Consider the following 14,287-nt stretch of genomic DNA (forward strand, 5'->3'; position numbering starts at 1 on the left):
TGACAATATATCATAAACATTTTCCAATGAGAAACTCTGCAATGAAATAGACATGAATTTTTTAATTTGTGGAAAGCTATTTTTAGATAGGAGGGAGATTATTCATGGGTAAAAAACATCGAAGCCGCATTAATTCACCAAAGAAAAATAACCACATCCCTGCTGAGGCTATCGTAGCTGAACACGAAGCACATGCAAAAGAGCACAATGCAACAGGCGGACGAAAACATTAAGAGAACCAACCGTTTAGCTGCAGAAAATAAACCTAAGGAGTTGACCTTAGGTTTTTTAGAGTTATAGGAGAACGATTCTGTTTATAGGAAACCATCCACCAGGTTTTAATTGATAATAATGCTGGCCGCCACGGCCTTCATCAATTAATACAATATCTCCAGTTCCCTTATAGTTTGCAGGAATTCTATCGGTAACATTAAAGCGGCTGAAGGTTTCCTCTAAGCACTTTTTGCGGCTGGATGCTGGAACCATCGTTCGATAAACCTCTTTATGCCCCTTATGTTCACGATACCTTGGAGTTTGAAAGATCGTAACATCATATTGCATTCTAGCTCTTTTTGTTAAAACTTTGATCATCATAATCCTCCAATTATTAGAATTTAATGTCTATTCTAATAATTAGCGATGCCACCTTTTGATTCCTCCCTAGAACTCCCATTTTTTTGTCGAAAAACACTTTTTTTATCCAGACAGGATGATTCTTGTGATAAATTATCGAATAAAGATGGAACGTTATAAAAAAATAGGACCATACTGGCCCTATTTCCATTGGTTTTATGAATATCGTTGAATTAAACTTTGAATTTTTTGTTGTAAATATGGGATATCTGCATTTGATACTAAGAGGCGCACATTGGTCTCATCTGTCCCTAAAGCTTCCGAGAACAACCCTGATAACCCTCTTGCCCGCCTATCTACTTGAAACATGATATCGAGGCTTCCATTCCCTGATGGAAAGAAAACAACTTCTAATTCATCTAGTTTGCCTCGAAATAATCCTGAAGCAGGGACGAATTCGAATTCTTGAACAAATGGTAATCTCCCTCGTAATCTCCGCGGTGCTTCTTCACAATCGGCCTCACGAATTCTAAAGCCTAACTGATCAATGGCAGTAAACACAGCAGACATCAATGGATTGGGGACAACTTTGAGATAATCTTTATCACTTGGGTCAACACCGCCTTTAATATCAAGGCCTGTTGTTACCCAAACTTTTGATCTTCCAATGGAAAGTGGTGTATCAAACGGAAGTTGAAATGAAAAAGGAATGTCTTTTTTCTCATTCGGACGAATAACAAAAGGAGTAGTCAATCTAAACCTGTCAATTGCGGCAGTGACAGTATATTTTTTGTCATCTGACTCTCTTAAATAAGTGGTATTTAGGGTTAGATAAATCTCATCTACCTGCTGCTCCACCTTGCCGCCTTTAATCTCAACTACACCATTAACTGTCTCTCCGGGCATATAGGTATCTTTTTCAAGCTTTGTGTCTACAGCTGCAGACCCAATTCCTACACTGGCAAATACTTTGTTAAAAAAAGACATCTTTCTTCCTCCTAGATTAAGTATAAATTTATTATTTCAGCTCTTATTTCAGCACAGTTCTCATATGCAGGTTCAATCTGCAAGAGCCTTCTAATTATGTGTTTCGCTTGGTTCGAGATTTTCAGTTCCTCTTCCCAGCTTTTTTCATGTATGTCTTTTGAAAAAGTAAAATTAGAATACAGCAAAAACAAAAGGAAATGTCCAAGTCCATAGAAATCCGCTTGGAGATTTATTTCTTTACGCAAATGATTTTCCTTCGTTTTTACTACGTCATTTTCCTGATGGAAATGTCTACCCAACCCTAAATCGATCAGCCTTACGTTTGAACCATCGGTAATGACATTGGGAATGCGAATGTCACGATGGACTATTTTAAGGTTGTGCAAATATTCTAGTGGTGTAAGTAATTCATGGACAATTTGAAAGGCTTCTTTTTCTGAAATTTTCCTTCCTTCTGAAAAAATGAGCTGTTCGAAATTCATGCCTGCAATATATTCCATGGTGTAAAAGGGAATGTTTTTATAGTTCCCCCCCTCAAAATACCTTGGAAAACTTGGATGATCAATCGAATCTAACAGTTCTTTTTCTAATTCAAAACTTCTTCGCCCAGATCGGATCAATCTTTTATGAAGACGTAAGGCTTTTAGAACCTTTTTCTGCCCACTTTCCAAATCATACACTAAATAACTATGACCATAACCACCTGCTCCAAGATGGGTAATCACCTGGTATCGCTCAGCGATTAGTTCATTTTTTGTAAAGGGTTTTTCCAATAAATTTGATATGAGTAAAGCAATTTTCTTCATCATAAATTAAACACCCGATTACATTTAGCTGCTAAAAAAACTACTACTTTTATATTTCTTTTTATAATAATGGTGTCCTAAGTTGTTGTGCTTATAGTGATTCCTTTTCTTCCAGGCATCACTTGAGGAACTATACTTGTGATGTGACTTGCTTCCAAAAATCATTTTAAGGATTTTTTTTAACATCTCATTCCCCTCCTCACCTTCGTAAATAATTATACGTATCCATAAAGTAAAGGTTTCATGATCTGGAAATATTATTTAAATAAGTCTCACAGATAGTTCTACACACAACAAAAAGCGAGCATTGAATGCTCGTCTTTCGTATTAATCTATAATAAAGGAAAACTTCTTTTCCTCTTTTTTATTCATCATCTTCTTCTTCGTCGATAATACTCTTCTCAATTAGATACTCGAAGGTGATGTCTGCAATTTCTTCTAGCTCTTCTTCGCTAGGAACGTATCCCCTTTTTACAAGCTCATGAAAGAAAAATTCGGCAATCTCTTCGGTATCAATAAATACTTCAATTTCTCTCATAGCATCGCCCCCCTTTTTAGAGAATGTATGATGTACTTGGCTTTTTCATGCTAGATACTTTAGGAGCAAACGGAATATCCATTGGTTGTGAACAAATATCTAAAATAAACTTGGAAAATTTAGCTGGGGATGATGTCTTTTTTTGATTGGACAAGCATAGGATGAATGAAAAGAATTTTTCCAAGGGGTGGATTTGAATGTCAAATTTACAATTAAAATTAGAGGCATGGATTAATGATGTGAATCGGGAGAATAGTTTCACTCTCCAATTAATGGAAAAGTTTTTAGATGGAATGTTTTCCCTCATTAAATGGGCAGGTATCCCGTTTGTTGTTTATTTACTTTTTGAAATTTCAAAGTGGTAATTATACATGGCTTTTGCCATCGTTACTGACGAGACTTTCTAATTTTCTGATAATCACACGCATGACTTGATAATATTCCTGATCCTGAAACATTTCATATAAAATTCGGTAATCATTAAATATGTCCAATAAATTGTCAATTAGTTCCTTCTTTTCTTTTTTTCTTTCAATTTCTTCAATTTCTGCTTTTCTGATCATGTTCTGGACTTTAGGATTTTCGACTACCTTTTCTTGCTTATTCACTAAGTATAGGAGACCTAGTTTTTGAATGAATGTATCAGCATTTTCAGCATCGGCTACAAGTGTTAATTCTTCTTCACCTGCTTCAAGCCATTCACCATCACTAATCCGTGATAACTCATAAATGACATCTTCCCAGGCATCTTCCTTATAGCGCCAAATTTCTGTTCGGAAGCCTACGACTTTAAACAAGTCTGCGCCATAACCGCTTACTTGAACTAGATCACCGAAGAAAAAATTATATTCGATGTCAATTTGTTCTTTCTCCATCACAACGCCTTCAAATTCTGAAAGTAACTGTAAGGCGGATTCAATGAATAATCCGTCACTTTTATTTACTTCATATACATACTTCCCATCTAGCCACTTTACATCTGTCACCTTGCCAACTGTTCCATATATGGTAATCACGACCGTATCACCGATCTTAAACTTCGGTTTTTTTCTATTTGCCATTTCCTCCCATCCTCTCAATAATAAGTCGTGAGTTTTGATTACAATAGTATATGCACCGTTTACATAAAAGCGCATGGCATTTGTAAAATGAAAAAATCGCCCCATCAAGAGACGATTCTAATTTCCTAATCTTTTCGTTCAGTTAACAAATATTGCTGCCATGCCTCATCAAAAACAGACATGGATTCTAAATAATGACCGTTCAGCTCCAAATAAGAGCTGATTTCATCGTAGTCCTCTGATACTTTAGGAAAACTATGATCTAAATACGCATGATTCGCAAATAAACTAATGTCATCCTTTGGTGCTGGATGCCTATATTTCATTAAAAAATGGTAAAAGGATTTGATCATTTCGAAACGCCTTTCTCATCCAGATTTCTTAGAAATACTATAACGGATTCAATGATAGGCGTCCAGCGTTTTGGAACGAAATAGTTTAAAAGTAGCCTGCGAGTGGAGCTGCTTCGTTATGATGAAAAATCAAAATAATTTTTCTTTAGTAATCTCGGAATCGCCATTAATTCTTCAAAGCTGACCACTTTTCCAAGCTGCTTACAATCAATTAAATACAACTGATTTTCAATTTCTTTTACGATTGGTTCACTTTGATAAACCATCTTACAGTCAGGGCAGGAATGGGTAGGGGTTTCTGTTATTTCAATTGCCCGTGTCCCATCAGGTAATTCCCAAAACACAGAATCTGTTAATCTCACCACATTTGAGCTATTACACCACTCACATTCAATTTTCATTTACACCCCTCCTAATCCTTCATTGTTTCAGGCGATTTTCCTTTATTGACTGGTTTCTGACCTTCCATTTCTTTCTGTGTCAATGCCTTAAATTTCTTATCCTTTAATTCATCTCGTTTGCTGCGTTTATCCTTTAATGTGGTGTGTGCAGGGTCTTGGTTATAATCTTTGCGTCGATTTAGCCGCGTTAACCCTTCAGGAACAAGGTTAAAATGCTGGTCATTCATAATCCCTGCGATTCCTGTTAGCGAACGCTTCTCTTCCATATCCGGATAAACCTCTTGAAAATATTCTTCCGCCCTTCCCGGGACATAATTCTCCGGTTCAGGGTAGGAGGTTATCACCCCTTCAAAATTCCGGAGAATCACCTTTTCCGGACTTTGAGAGATTAGGTAATTTGGCTGAAGGGCAATTTTACCTCCGCCGCCAGGAGCGTCGACAACAAAAGTTGGAACTGCATAGCCAGAAGTATGGCCGCGGAGACCTTCAATAATCTCCAGTCCTTTGGAGACAGGTGCACGGAAATGTCCTATCCCCTCTGATAAATCACATTGATAAATGTAATACGGGCGGACGCGGATTTTGACAAGGTCATGCATCAGTTTCTTCATAATAGGTACACTGTCATTTATTCCTGCAAGTATAACAGACTGATTCCCAACCGGAACTCCGGCATTTGCCAGCATTTCACAAGCTCTTTTAGAATCCTCTGTAATTTCAATCGAAGTATTAAAATGGGTATTGAGCCAAATTGGATGATATTTCTTTAAAATATTACAAAGGTTTTCGGTAATTCTCTGTGGGAACACAACAGGGGCTCGTGTTCCGATTCGGATTATTTCAATATGATCGATTTCTCGCAGGTTTTTAAGGATGTATTCCAAGATATTATCATTTATCAGCAGGCCATCCCCCCCTGAAATCAAAACGTCACGAACTTGCGGGGTTTTTCTAATATAGGAAATGGCCGCATCCAGCTGCTTCTTAGGAACACCCATGCCAATTTGACCTGAGAAACGTCTCCTTGTACAGTAACGGCAATACATCGAACATTGATTGGTTACCAAGAAAAGAACCCGGTCCGGATAACGGTGTGTTAATCCTGGGACTGGTGAATCTTCATCCTCATATAATGGGTCTTCCAAGTCATATTTCGTTTTGTAAATTTCCTTTGAAATCGGGACTGATTGCATCCTGATTGGACAGCGCGGATCGTCTGGATTCATTAAGGAGGCATAATATGGTGTAATATTTAAGGGAATGGTTTTTGTTGAAATTCTTACGCCTTCTTCTTCATCAGGCGTTAAATTGATTACCTTTTTCAAATCATCTAACGTTCGAATCGTATTTGTTAACTGCCAAAGCCAATCGTTCCACTGCTCCTCGGTCACATCTTTCCACAACTCTATATCTTTCCAATGCCTGCTTGGTTTATATAAAAATTGTTTCATTGTCAGTTCCTCCCATCTTGCTTCACTAAAATAATATGCAAGATTTATACCAATGTCATAAAAAGGCTTAGAACTCACTTTAGTTGTTTTTGGCCAAAAAAAATACGCCGAAAAATCGGCGGCTTAGTCTATTATTTTTTTCAATTTATATTGTAAGGTTTGTCTAGGAATCTCTAACAGCTTTGCAGCCTGATTAATATTTCCTTCAGATAATTCAAGGGCGTTCATGATCAGATCCCTCTCTAATCTTTCGAGATTTCTCCTTAATGATAGATTTTCTTGTTCGCCGCTGTCATTTGTGGCTGTGCCAGTAAGATGTTTTAATAAACTCGGTAAATCTTCATAACGCAACTGCTCTCCTGCTTCACAAACATTCATCATATATTCAATTGTGTGTTTTAATTCCCGTACATTCCCTGGCCAGTGATAATTCGTCAGGAAGAGCCCTAGCTTCTTTTCATATCCATTAATATTTTTGTGGAGTTTTTGGTTAAATTCATTAATAAAATAGGCTGTTAAAAAAAGAATATCTTCTTTTCGCTCCCTTAAAGGGGGAAGAGAAAAGGTAAAGACATTTAGGCGGTAATAAAGGTCAGCTCTTAGTGTTTGCTCTTGGAGGGCCTTACTTGGGGATACATTCATGGCGGCAATCACACGGACATTCACCAAAATACTTTGTGAACTTCCGACCCTCCTTACCATCCCATCCTCTAAAACCCGTAAGAGCTTCGCCTGGATCTCGATCGGCATCGTATGTAGTTCATCAAGGAATAACGTACCACCATCTGCCAGTTCAAATAGTCCTTTGCGATCTATGGCACCGGTATAACTTCCTTTTGATGTGCCAAAAAGGATACTTTCTAATAGTGTTTCAGGGATGGCAGCACAGTTTTGGGCAATAAACGGGGCATTGGACCGATGGGATTCATGATGCATGCCTTGCACAAATAATTCTTTCCCTGTACCCGACTCACCATAGACAAGAATAGGAGCATCTGATTTTGCCAGTTTCTTTGCCCCATCTTTCATCCTTTGAAACCCTGGATTTACCGTCAATAGATCATTTAAAGTATAAGTAACTTGTTTCAACGCCTTCTTTCTACTACTTTTATTTAATCCTTTTTGTAAATCTAATAGTCGCTCCGCGAGCAGTTTCATCCGCGAATAATCTTTCGCGATTTCAACCGCACCAATAATTTCATTTCCGAGAAAGATCGGCAAAGTGGTGTTCATGGTATCAATCCTTGTCCCATGCAAGTTCATATAGACCTGTGTTTGATTATAAATGGGCTTTCCCGTTTTAATTACTTTTAGCAAGGTACTCGAATCTTCAGTTAGAGAAGGAAATGCGTCAAGTAAATACTTTCCCTGGACCTCCTTCACATCCATGCCATCGTGAGTGGCCGCAACTTCATTGTAAAAAATGGTTTTCCCCTCTGTATTAACTACATGAATCCCTTCATCGATACATTTTAGAATCGCGGTTAAAACTTCTTGCGTTAAAGTGGTTAATAAAACCATATCCTCACCACCCTTCATTTTCTACTTTATGGTGCCGAAAAATTGGCACAGCAGGCCGAAATTTTAGCAGTTTGCCAGATTTTTTACCCACATATTCATATTTTCCAACTTATCATAGATATAACAATTGTTCATAAACCTTCCCCGGTAGGAATAGCCTAGCTGAAATAAGACAGCATTCATCCCAAAGGATAATGACCTTGCAATGGAATAAGCACAATAAATTCCATTTTTCTGTAATTCTCCTTCTAGTTCCTGAAGAATAATTTTCATCAACCCGTATTTTCGATGTTCCGTCAATGTAGCACAATCCGTTAATTCTGCGTTTTTATAAAGAGAATTAACCTCTGCAGAAGCTGCACTAACAATTTTTCCTAAATGGAAGAAAGTGTAATAAATTGTTCCTTCCTTCATTGTCTTTTTAATATATTCGGGATCATGTAATGGAGTTGGATAAATTTGAAAAACCTGACTGTATAGTGCTGCAAGTTCCTCGGCGCAACTATCATCAGCCCTTCTTAATTCATAATCTTTCGGAGGAAATGCCTTTTGAACGGTGGAGTCTAATTGATAAATACTATGAATCATCCCATCCTCAATCACCCAATGATCATTTTTTTTACGGTCCAGTGTGTAAAACTTTGAGAAAAAATGGGCATCCGAGCCAAGAAAATAACGGTCTACCACGGCTTCTGGCTGAAGACCTTTTTCCAAGAAAGTGAAGTAATCTTCACGACGGACTTTAACAATTAATTTTTCAGCTTTGTGTTTGAGAACGAGTTCTTCGACCTTCTCTATCAACAATTTTGTATTGCCGCGGTAATCATCTACACGGATTCGTTTATTAAATGGATCAAGATAAATCTCAAGGAAATAATGGTTCTCTTCTAGAAAAATAGTGGATGCTGTTTGATTCATCGCGTTCACCTCATTTCGATTATTTTTCCAGCATTCTGAAGAAATGTCTGGCCTTAAAAAAGCCAGACATTTCTATATCAATTATATCAATTTTATGGGAATAAAATAGGAAAAAATCTGCTTCTTATTCAGCTGCCTCACACCATTTTAAAAGGGTTAACGCGATAATCTCACTAGCAATAAACATATCTTCGAGGATAATGTGCTCATTGGCATCGTGCGCGGTTTCTGTTATTCCTGGTCCGAATACCACAACGGGAGTATTACCAATCGTGGAAAGAATACCGCCATCTGTTCCCCATGGGCTTGCCTCGATGATCGGGCTATCCCCCTTAACTTCTATAAAACTCTTCGTCAATTCTGCCATCAAAGGATGATCATTTTCGAGACTTCCCGGCAGCCATCTTCCGCCAAACCATTCTAATTTCAGTGGATTCTCAAGCAGCCACTCGTCATGTTTACCTAATTCACTCAAGCACTTTTCCATCTCCAGCTGTGCAGATTGAATCGTTTCCTCCGGAGATACGCCCATCCTGCCTTCGATCACTGCGGTGTCAGGCACCGAAGAAGGCCATTCGCCACTTGAAAGCTTTCCGATATTAATGGGTATTGGAATGGGGATTTTGTCAAAGAGTGGATCGGTCATTCTTGCATTTCTATCTTTCTCTAATTGTTGTAATCTTTGAATGACTAAGAGCGCTTTTTCAATCGCGCTGATTCCTTTGTACCTCGTACCCCCGTGTGCTGCCCTTCCTTTGACAGATATTCTAAACCACATGGATCCCTGTTGTTTCGGGAATATTCTCAAATTGGTCGGTTCAGGAATTATGGCCCCATCCGCATGATAACCTCTTAATACAGCTGCAAGGGTACCAGCTCCACCGCTTTCTTCTTCTATCACACTTTGAAAAATTACATCACCTTTCAGTTTAATTCCATTCGCAATTATTGACTCCATCGCCATTAATAACGCTGCGTTGCCGCCCTTCATATCTGTCGCGCCTCTGCCATACAGCTTGCCACACTCAATTGTCCCACTGAACGGGTCATGGTTCCAACTTGATTCATCCCCAACTGGGACCACATCAATATGGCCATTTAAAATCATCGACTTCCCGCCGCCAGTCCCTTTTAACACTGCCACCAGATTTGGATTTCCTTCGAAACTCTTTCGATCACAGCAATAAGCTGGGTGGGATGTCAACTCATTACCGCCGATTTCCCAAATATCAAGGGTTAAGCCTAACTGTCTGCATTTTTCAATGATAATTGCTTGTGTACTACTTTCGTTTCCCCGAGTGCTATTTTCTCGCACCATTATTTGTAGCAATCGCGCTCCACGAGCTCGATTCTCTTTAATCCACTGTTTGATTCGCATTTCATTATTGTTCAAACGATTCACTCCTTCAGAACGCTTCTGCTTAATATGGAATCATACGAACAGTTTCCCGTATTTTGAATTCGCATCCAGTTTTAGTGACAACCGTTTCTAAACTGTATGGGGCAAATAATTCTGTTAATAGCAAACCCTCTTCCGTTACCCTGAAAACAGCTAATTCAGTTATAATTAAGTCCACACAGGCGGATGAAGTTAACGGTAATGTGCAAGAAGAAACAATTTTGGGATTCCCTTGTTTGTCACAGTGATTCATAACCACAATGACTTTTTTCGCTTTTTGCGCAAGTTCCATGGCTCCGCCCATTCCTGGAACTTTTTTCCCGGGGACAATCCAGTTAGCAAGGTCTCCTCTATTACTTACCTGCAACGATCCTAAAATGGTTAAATCCACTCTGCCCCGGCGAATCATCCCGAACGAAATCGCACTGTCACAATAAGACCCGCCCTTAGTCAAAGTAACTGGAAATCCTCCTGCATTACATAAGTTTTCATCTTCTTTACCCTTACTTGGGCTAGGACCCATCCCGGTAATACCGTTTTCCGCATGGAACATCACTTTTGTCTCACTTGAAAGATGATTCGGAACAAGCGATGGAATACCAATTCCTAAGTTGACAACCATACCGGTATGAATTTCCTCTGCTGCTCTTTTCGCCATTTGATTTCGAACATCTACTCCCATGCCCATTTCCAATTGACCCCCTTCGACAAAATCACATAATCCACGAACACTCCAGGGGTAATAATGGCGTCGGGGGAAAGAGTGCCTAAAGGAACAATTTCTTCTACTTCCGCAATTGTGATATCCCCTGCCATGGCAACGAGTGGATTAGTATTGCGGGCACTTTTGTCATAAATTAGATTCCCATACTCGTCGGCTTTTTTCGCATAAACAATGGACACCTCCGCAGTTAGGGCCGTTTCAAGCAAATACCTCCTATCTGCTAAAGAAATATAGGGTTTGTCTTTCACAACCAATTCATTGTCCAAACCGATATCAGAAAGAATCGCAGGCAGTCCGACACCACCGGCACGGATTCTTTCAGCTAATATTCCCTGTGGAGAAAATTCCACCTCTAGTTTTCCATCATGCATCAACTGTCCTGCAAACGGATTGGAACCGATATGAGATGCGATAACTTTCGATGCTCTTTGTTGGCTCACTAATTTTCCAATACCAATATGCGGGAATCCTGTATCGTTCCCTATTAATGTAAGATCACGAACTCCTTTTTCAAGAATGCCATCAATTATGTCAGGAGGTGAGCCTACCCCTCCAAACCCGCCAAACATTAATGTCATTCCATCATGGAAATATTCCATGACTGCCTCTAATGAAGTTACCTTTCCAAATGGATTTTCCATTCCAGTTTCCCCCCTTTCTTCATTCATTCTGTTGACTTTAAGAAGTCCCTAAATGTTTCTTTTAGTAATTTGACCAGATCATCCATCTCTTTTTGTGTGATGGTTAATGGTGGAGAAATAATGATTGAGTCACCATTTATTCCATCCATTCCTGCACCAGCTGGATAGACAATCAGCCCTTTTTCCTTGGCCACTTCAACCATTCTTTGTGTTACATGCGCGCTTCTAGGGAATGGGGTTTTGGTAGCAGAATTCTGAACAAACTCGATTCCTAGCAATAATCCTTTGCCGCGGACATCACCAATAAATGAGTAGTGTTGCTTTAAATTTTCAAGTTGGCCCCGTAAATAATTCCCCTTATTTTCAACCTCCTGAATGATATTGTTTTCCTCTAAATATTGAAGGACCGCAAAAGCAGCCGCACATGCCTGCGGATTTGCACTCAAGGTATGACCACTCATTACGGCTTTTGTACCAGCCAATATCGGTTCGATAACTTTGTCACTAGCAATAGCGGCGGCAATCGGCGCATACCCCGCACCCATCCCTTTTCCTAAGGCGACAATATCAGGGATGATTCCCCATTGTTCACATGCCAGCATGGTACCTGTTCTGCCACACCCTGTCATGACTTCATCTGCAATAAAAAGGATGTCATTCTCCTCACAAATTTGCTTTAAAATTTTGTAATAGCCAGGGGGTGGGGATATGGCTCCTCCTGCAGCACCAATCACTGGTTCAGCGATAAAAGCCGCAATTTGATCAGCGCCGATTCGCTTAATTGCCGTTTCTAGCTCATGGGCACATAGGTAATTACAATTTGTTGGATCGAGGTTAAATGGGCAACGGTAGCAATAAGGGGGATGAATAACTGGGAAATCCTCTAAAAGTGGAACAAATCTTGCTCTCCTTCCTGTATGCCCTGACATGGATAGTGCTCCAAGGGTTATCCCGTGGTAGCTCACCCATCTTGAAAGCACCTTTGATTTCGTTTGCACCCCCTTTTCCTGCCAATACTGAATCGCCATTTTCATCGCCGTTTCAGTAGCCTCAGAACCACTGTTCACAAAGAAGCACCAATTCAAATCACTAGGAAGCATATCTGCCATCTTTTCCGCTAAATTTTCAGCTGTCTTACTTGTAAATTGGGAACGATACACAAATGAAACCTTTTTCGCTTGTTCATTCATTGCCTCGATGATTTCTGGAACACCATGACCAATATTCGCTGTTACGGCACCGGAAGCAGCGTCTAAGTACTTTTTTCCATCTGTATCAAATAAATAAATTCCTTGGCCATAGTCAATGACGGGATATTTGTCATCGAGCATTGGTTTTATGAGAAAAGTTCGATCCAAAGGGATTCACTTCCTTTATAAGTTAAGCCGTCCTTATAGAAATTGTATGAATGGGTGATATGTTTCTTTCGTGTTATTTACAAAGAAAAGCAGAAACCAAGTCTGTTAAATAAAAGGATTCTTTTACATTTCATATTGATTCATATAGAATTACTTTTAGAATACAGAAGGAATGAATCCGATGAGCGCAATCAAAAAAATAAAGTTAAAAACAAAAGAGATTTCAACGGTACAATTAATCGTTATTTTTTATTTATCTGCTTTAGTCATTTCAACACTATTATTAAAAATCCCGATGGCCCACCGCGAGGATGTTAAACTCAGCTTTATTGATGCCATGTTTACCTCGGCTAGTGCTATAAGTGTTACCGGGTTAAGTGTGATTTCCATTAAAGATACTTTTAGCAACTTTGGAATTTTCCTCCTATGCTTAATTCTCCAATTGGGTGGATTAGGGGTCATGTCTTTAAGTACATTCCTTTGGATTATGCTTGGCAAAAAGGTAGGCTTAAAAGAACGTCAATTGATTATGATTGATCAAAATCAATCGAAACTCTCTGGACTGGTCCAATTGGCAAAACGAATATTAATTATTTTTATCTCGTTTGAATTTGTGGGTGGAATCATTTTAGGGATTCGTTTTTTGAATTATTACGACGGAATATTATCTGCATTTAAACATGGATTTTTCGCATCCATCAGCGCCACGACCAATGCGGGATTTGATTTGACAGATGAGTCACTCAGTCCATTTAGCGGGGATTATTATGTACAGTCGGTTATTATTGTATTGATGATTGTGGGAGCGATCGGCTTTCCAGTGATGGTGGAGGTTTATGAATTCTTAATAAACCTTAATAGGAGGAAGAAATTTCATTTTACTTTATATACAAAGTTAACAACCATAACATTTGTCCTTCTTACCGTAATTGGAGCTATAGTTATATATATTTTTGATAGTCAACACTTTTTTACAGATAAAAGTTGGCATCAATCCTTTTTCTACTCGTTATTTAATTCGGTGACTACCAAAAGTGCGGGCTTAGCAACCATGAATATTAATGACTTAACACCGAGCAACCAACTGTTCTTGTCCATTTTAATGTTTATTGGAGGCTCTCCTAGTAGTGCAAGCGGTGGAATCCGAACGACTACGTTTGCTATTATCATTTTAGCCATTGTATTTTATGCTCAAGGAAAAAGTTCAATCAAGATCTTTAGACGTGAATTGTTAAGTGAGGATGTTCTGAAATCCTTTATTGTCATCACGACAGGTGCGCTATTATGTTTATTTTCTATTTTAGTATTATCGATTACTGAAAACGGCACTGTTCTTGAGGTTATCTTCGAGGTTTCATCTGCTTTCGGGACGAATGGGTTATCGCTAGGGTTAACACCTCGTTTGTCTACATTTGGCCAAATTCTAATTATTATCCTTATGTTTATTGGGAGAGTCGGAATTGTTACTTGTTTACTTATTTTAAGAGGCAAAGGAAGTAAGGAAAAGATCAAATATCCGAAGGAAAAAGTAACGATTGGGTAATATAAAAAATTGC

Annotated in this window: 17 protein-coding genes; 3 read left to right on the plus strand and 14 right to left on the minus strand. The window is 38.8% G+C overall.

All coding sequences use genetic code 11. The features are described from left to right. Positions 1-104 precede the first annotated feature (104 nt). Positions 105-233: a hypothetical protein gene (locus tag M3610_RS27950; protein WP_098575029.1), complete on the plus strand. Its 129-nt coding sequence runs from the start codon at positions 105-107 to the stop codon at positions 231-233. Positions 234-294: 61 nt separating this feature from the next. Here M3610_RS27950 and M3610_RS04270 read toward each other — a convergent pair whose 3' ends face one another. From M3610_RS04270 to M3610_RS04285, 4 genes are all read right to left on the minus strand, one after another. Further along, a complete protein-coding gene (locus M3610_RS04270; protein WP_251456803.1) occupies positions 295-594 on the minus strand; it encodes a hypothetical protein in 300 nt (99 codons plus the stop codon). A 195-nt stretch (positions 595-789) separates the two neighbouring features. Then, the gene (locus tag M3610_RS04275; protein ID WP_251456805.1) at positions 790-1,560 is read right to left on the minus strand and encodes a sporulation protein; all 771 of its coding nucleotides are present in this window, start codon (positions 1,558-1,560) and stop codon (positions 790-792) included. A gap of 11 nt (positions 1,561-1,571) precedes the next feature. Beyond that, positions 1,572-2,369, minus strand: a complete 798-nt coding sequence (locus M3610_RS04280) for a serine/threonine protein kinase (protein ID WP_251456807.1) — start codon at positions 2,367-2,369, stop codon at positions 1,572-1,574. A 361-nt stretch (positions 2,370-2,730) separates the two neighbouring features. Then, on the minus strand, positions 2,731-2,904 hold the full coding sequence (locus tag M3610_RS04285) for a YozD family protein (RefSeq protein ID WP_098571979.1): 174 nt from the start codon (positions 2,902-2,904) through the stop codon (positions 2,731-2,733). A gap of 197 nt (positions 2,905-3,101) precedes the next feature. Between M3610_RS04285 and M3610_RS04290 the strand changes: the two genes are divergently transcribed. Then, the gene (locus M3610_RS04290; protein ID WP_180229994.1) at positions 3,102-3,269 is read left to right on the plus strand and encodes a hypothetical protein; all 168 of its coding nucleotides are present in this window, start codon (positions 3,102-3,104) and stop codon (positions 3,267-3,269) included. Here the strand turns inward: M3610_RS04290 and M3610_RS04295 are convergent, their stop codons facing one another. The 10 genes from M3610_RS04295 to M3610_RS04340 form a co-directional block, all read right to left on the minus strand. Next, positions 3,270-3,965 carry a hypothetical protein gene (locus M3610_RS04295; RefSeq protein ID WP_251456809.1) on the minus strand — a complete coding sequence of 232 codons (696 nt, stop codon included), beginning with the start codon at positions 3,963-3,965 and terminating at the stop codon, positions 3,270-3,272. A 125-nt stretch (positions 3,966-4,090) separates the two neighbouring features. Next, complete coding sequence (locus M3610_RS04300; RefSeq protein WP_251457593.1) at positions 4,091-4,315, minus strand: YozE family protein; 225 nt, start codon at positions 4,313-4,315, stop codon at positions 4,091-4,093. Positions 4,316-4,434: 119 nt separating this feature from the next. Beyond that, the gene (locus M3610_RS04305) at positions 4,435-4,719 is read right to left on the minus strand and encodes a YokU family protein (protein ID WP_251456811.1); all 285 of its coding nucleotides are present in this window, start codon (positions 4,717-4,719) and stop codon (positions 4,435-4,437) included. A gap of 11 nt (positions 4,720-4,730) precedes the next feature. Next, positions 4,731-6,170, minus strand: a complete 1,440-nt coding sequence (gene kamA / locus M3610_RS04310; protein ID WP_251456813.1) for a lysine 2,3-aminomutase — start codon at positions 6,168-6,170, stop codon at positions 4,731-4,733. 123 nt (positions 6,171-6,293) lie between these two features. Further along, a complete protein-coding gene (locus tag M3610_RS04315; protein ID WP_251456815.1) occupies positions 6,294-7,691 on the minus strand; it encodes a sigma-54 interaction domain-containing protein in 1,398 nt (465 codons plus the stop codon). A 63-nt stretch (positions 7,692-7,754) separates the two neighbouring features. Next, the gene (gene ablB / locus M3610_RS04320; RefSeq protein ID WP_251456817.1) at positions 7,755-8,609 is read right to left on the minus strand and encodes a putative beta-lysine N-acetyltransferase; all 855 of its coding nucleotides are present in this window, start codon (positions 8,607-8,609) and stop codon (positions 7,755-7,757) included. A 124-nt stretch (positions 8,610-8,733) separates the two neighbouring features. Continuing rightward, on the minus strand, positions 8,734-9,987 hold the full coding sequence (locus M3610_RS04325) for a peptidase (protein WP_251457596.1): 1,254 nt from the start codon (positions 9,985-9,987) through the stop codon (positions 8,734-8,736). Between the two features lie 43 nt (positions 9,988-10,030). After that, positions 10,031-10,696, minus strand: a complete 666-nt coding sequence (locus tag M3610_RS04330; protein WP_098571974.1) for a 3-oxoacid CoA-transferase subunit B — start codon at positions 10,694-10,696, stop codon at positions 10,031-10,033. After that, positions 10,681-11,373, minus strand: a complete 693-nt coding sequence (locus M3610_RS04335; protein WP_098571973.1) for a CoA transferase subunit A — start codon at positions 11,371-11,373, stop codon at positions 10,681-10,683. The genes M3610_RS04330 and M3610_RS04335 overlap by 16 nt, the downstream gene beginning before the upstream one ends. A 23-nt stretch (positions 11,374-11,396) precedes the next feature. Further along, positions 11,397-12,731, minus strand: a complete 1,335-nt coding sequence (locus tag M3610_RS04340; protein ID WP_251456819.1) for an aspartate aminotransferase family protein — start codon at positions 12,729-12,731, stop codon at positions 11,397-11,399. A gap of 190 nt (positions 12,732-12,921) precedes the next feature. On the opposite strand from M3610_RS04340, the gene M3610_RS04345 reads away from it, so the two are divergent. Then, entirely contained in the window at positions 12,922-14,274 is a 1,353-nt protein-coding gene (locus M3610_RS04345) for a TrkH family potassium uptake protein (RefSeq protein WP_483861179.1), read from the plus strand. Positions 14,275-14,287: the final 13 nt, after the last annotated feature.

Source organism: Neobacillus sp. MER 74 (assembly GCF_023714155.1).

What these genes read in the sequence shown, in the direction of transcription:
- M3610_RS04305 (WP_251456811.1), bottom strand. Translation starts at nt 4,719, where the DNA reads ATGAAAATTGAATGTGAGTGGTGTAATAGCTCAAATGTGGTGAGATTA.
- M3610_RS04280 (WP_251456807.1), bottom strand. Translation starts at nt 2,369, where the DNA reads ATGATGAAGAAAATTGCTTTACTCATATCAAATTTATTGGAAAAACCC.
- M3610_RS04295 (WP_251456809.1), bottom strand. Translation starts at nt 3,965, where the DNA reads ATGGCAAATAGAAAAAAACCGAAGTTTAAGATCGGTGATACGGTCGTG.
- ablB (WP_251456817.1), bottom strand. Translation starts at nt 8,609, where the DNA reads ATGAATCAAACAGCATCCACTATTTTTCTAGAAGAGAACCATTATTTC.
- kamA (WP_251456813.1), bottom strand. Translation starts at nt 6,170, where the DNA reads ATGAAACAATTTTTATATAAACCAAGCAGGCATTGGAAAGATATAGAG.
- M3610_RS04285 (WP_098571979.1), bottom strand. Translation starts at nt 2,904, where the DNA reads ATGAGAGAAATTGAAGTATTTATTGATACCGAAGAGATTGCCGAATTT.
- M3610_RS04290 (WP_180229994.1), top strand. Translation starts at nt 3,102, where the DNA reads ATGTCAAATTTACAATTAAAATTAGAGGCATGGATTAATGATGTGAAT.
- M3610_RS04330 (WP_098571974.1), bottom strand. Translation starts at nt 10,696, where the DNA reads ATGGGCATGGGAGTAGATGTTCGAAATCAAATGGCGAAAAGAGCAGCA.
- M3610_RS27950 (WP_098575029.1), top strand. Translation starts at nt 105, where the DNA reads ATGGGTAAAAAACATCGAAGCCGCATTAATTCACCAAAGAAAAATAAC.
- M3610_RS04325 (WP_251457596.1), bottom strand. Translation starts at nt 9,987, where the DNA reads ATGCGAATCAAACAGTGGATTAAAGAGAATCGAGCTCGTGGAGCGCGA.
- M3610_RS04275 (WP_251456805.1), bottom strand. Translation starts at nt 1,560, where the DNA reads ATGTCTTTTTTTAACAAAGTATTTGCCAGTGTAGGAATTGGGTCTGCA.
- M3610_RS04335 (WP_098571973.1), bottom strand. Translation starts at nt 11,373, where the DNA reads ATGGAAAATCCATTTGGAAAGGTAACTTCATTAGAGGCAGTCATGGAA.
- M3610_RS04315 (WP_251456815.1), bottom strand. Translation starts at nt 7,691, where the DNA reads ATGGTTTTATTAACCACTTTAACGCAAGAAGTTTTAACCGCGATTCTA.
- M3610_RS04270 (WP_251456803.1), bottom strand. Translation starts at nt 594, where the DNA reads ATGATGATCAAAGTTTTAACAAAAAGAGCTAGAATGCAATATGATGTT.